Genomic DNA, 1,888 nt, shown 5'->3' with positions numbered 1-1,888 from the left:
CGATGCGGATCCGGCCCCCTCTGCGTGTCGCTACACGTACCGCTCCAGGATCGACGACTCCGCCAGCCGCGACAGGCCCTCGCGGACCGAGCGGGCCCGGGCCTCGCCCACGCCGTCGACCATCTGGAGATCGTCCACGCTCGCGGCCAGCAGCTTCTGTAGCCCGCCGAAGTGCTCCACCAGCCGCTCGATGATCGCCCCCGGCAGCCTCGGCACCTTGGCCAGCAGCCGGAAGCCGCGTGGGGAGACCGCCGAGTCCAGGGTCTCGGGCGAGCCCGTGTACCCCAGGGCGCGGGACACGATGGGGAGTTCGAGCAGCTCGGTGTGGGTGAGCCGGTCCAGCTCGGCGAGCGCGTCGGCGACGGTGCGGATGCGCTTGGCGGTCGGCTCGGGCACGTAGTCCCGTACGACCAGCTCCCGCTCCGGCTCGACGCCCGCGATCAGCTCGTCCAGCTGGAGCGAGAGCAGCCGGCCGTCCGTGCCCAGCTCCACCACGTACTCGGCGATCTCGGTGGCGATGCGCCGCACCATCTCCAGCCGCTGCGCGACCGCGCTGACGTCCCGGACGGTGACCAGGTCCTCGATCTCCAGCGCGGAGAGGGTGCCCGCGACCTCGTCCAGCCGCAGTTTGTACCGCTCCAGGGTGGCCAGCGCCTGGTTGGCGCGGGACAGGATGGCCGCGGAATCCTCCAGGACCCGCCGCTGCCCGTCCACATACAGCGCGATCAGCCGCATGGACTGGCTGACGGACACGACCGGGAACCCGGTCTGGATGGAGACGCGCTGCGCGGTGCGGTGCCGGGTGCCGGTCTCCTCGGTGGCGATAGCCGCGTCGGGGACGAGCTGCACCCCCGCCCGCACGATCTTGCTGATGTCCTTGTCGAGTACCAGCGCCCCGTCCAGCTTGCACAGTTCGCGCAGCCGGGTGGCGGTGAATTCGACGTCGATGACGAAGCCGCCGGTACACAGCGACTCGACGGTCTTGTCGGTGCCGAGCACGATGAGCCCGCCCGTGTTTCCACGGAGGATGCGCTCAAGGCCGTCACGCAGGGCTGTGCCCGGCGCGACGGCGCTCAGAGTGGCACGCATCAGACTGTCGGCTTTGCCGGGATTCGATGCCCGGTCGCCTGCTGCCACTGCACTCCTCCGTCACAAGGTCTGAATCGGTGCCGCGAGTCGCCCCTCCGCGCCCCTGTACGAGGCCACGTACGGGCGAGACCAGGGCAAAGTCTACCGGCGGTCCCCGGCCTCCCGTGGGGTCTCCCGGCGTACGCCCGTGGGCGGGAACCGGAGTGCGGCTCCCCCTGCGGTCCGGATCGCCCCGCTCACCACCGCGTTCGCCCCCGCGGTCACCCCTGTTCAGGGGCGTCCGCGCGGGACCGGTCGGCGCGCTCCCGGCGGGGCAGTACGCGCAGTGCGTCCCCTATGTCCGCCACCTCCAGCACCCGCATGCCGTCGGGGACACGCCCCGGATCGGTGGGCACCAGGGCGTGGGTGAAGCCCAGCCGGGCGGCCTCGGACAGCCGCCGCTGCACACCCGTGACCCGCCGGACCTCGCCCGCGAGCCCCACCTCGCCGATCGCCACCAGGTTCTTCGGCAGCGGGGTGTCGCTCGCCGCGCTCGCCAGCGCCAGCGCCACCGCGAGGTCCGCCGCGGGCTCCGACAGCTTCACCCCGCCCACCGTGGCGCTGTAGATGTCGCGCTTGCCGAGCGCGCTGATCCGGCCGCGCTGCTCCAGCACCGCCAGCATCATCGAGACGCGGGAGGTCTCCAGGCCCGAGGTGGTGCGGCGCGGGGAGGGGATCTGCGAGTCGACGGTCAGCGCCTGCACCTCGGCGACCAGCGGTCGGCGGCCCTCCAGGGTGACGGTCAGGCAGGTGCCGGGCA

General features: G+C 72.5%; 2 protein-coding genes. Both read right to left on the bottom strand.

The genetic code is table 11. From position 1 onward, the window contains the following. Nucleotides 1-30: 30 nt before the first annotated feature. Nucleotides 31-1,089: a DNA integrity scanning diadenylate cyclase DisA gene (gene disA, locus SSOG_RS19980; protein WP_050799906.1), complete on the bottom strand. Its 1,059-nt coding sequence runs from the start codon at nt 1,087-1,089 to the stop codon at nt 31-33. A 260-nt stretch (nt 1,090-1,349) separates the two neighbouring features. Next, on the bottom strand, nt 1,350-1,888 hold a 539-nt coding region (locus SSOG_RS19975; RefSeq protein ID WP_039938136.1), incomplete at its 5' end, for a magnesium chelatase domain-containing protein.

This window comes from Streptomyces himastatinicus ATCC 53653 (assembly GCF_000158915.1).
Taxonomy (GTDB): domain Bacteria; phylum Actinomycetota; class Actinomycetes; order Streptomycetales; family Streptomycetaceae; genus Streptomyces; species Streptomyces himastatinicus.
The sequence above is the reverse complement of the archived record's forward strand: the minus strand, read 5'-3'. Positions and strand labels throughout refer to the sequence as shown.

Excerpts from the sequence above, each read along its gene's own strand:
- disA (WP_050799906.1), bottom strand. The coding sequence starts at position 1,089 with ATGCGTGCCACTCTGAGCGCCGTCGCGCCGGGCACAGCCCTGCGTGAC.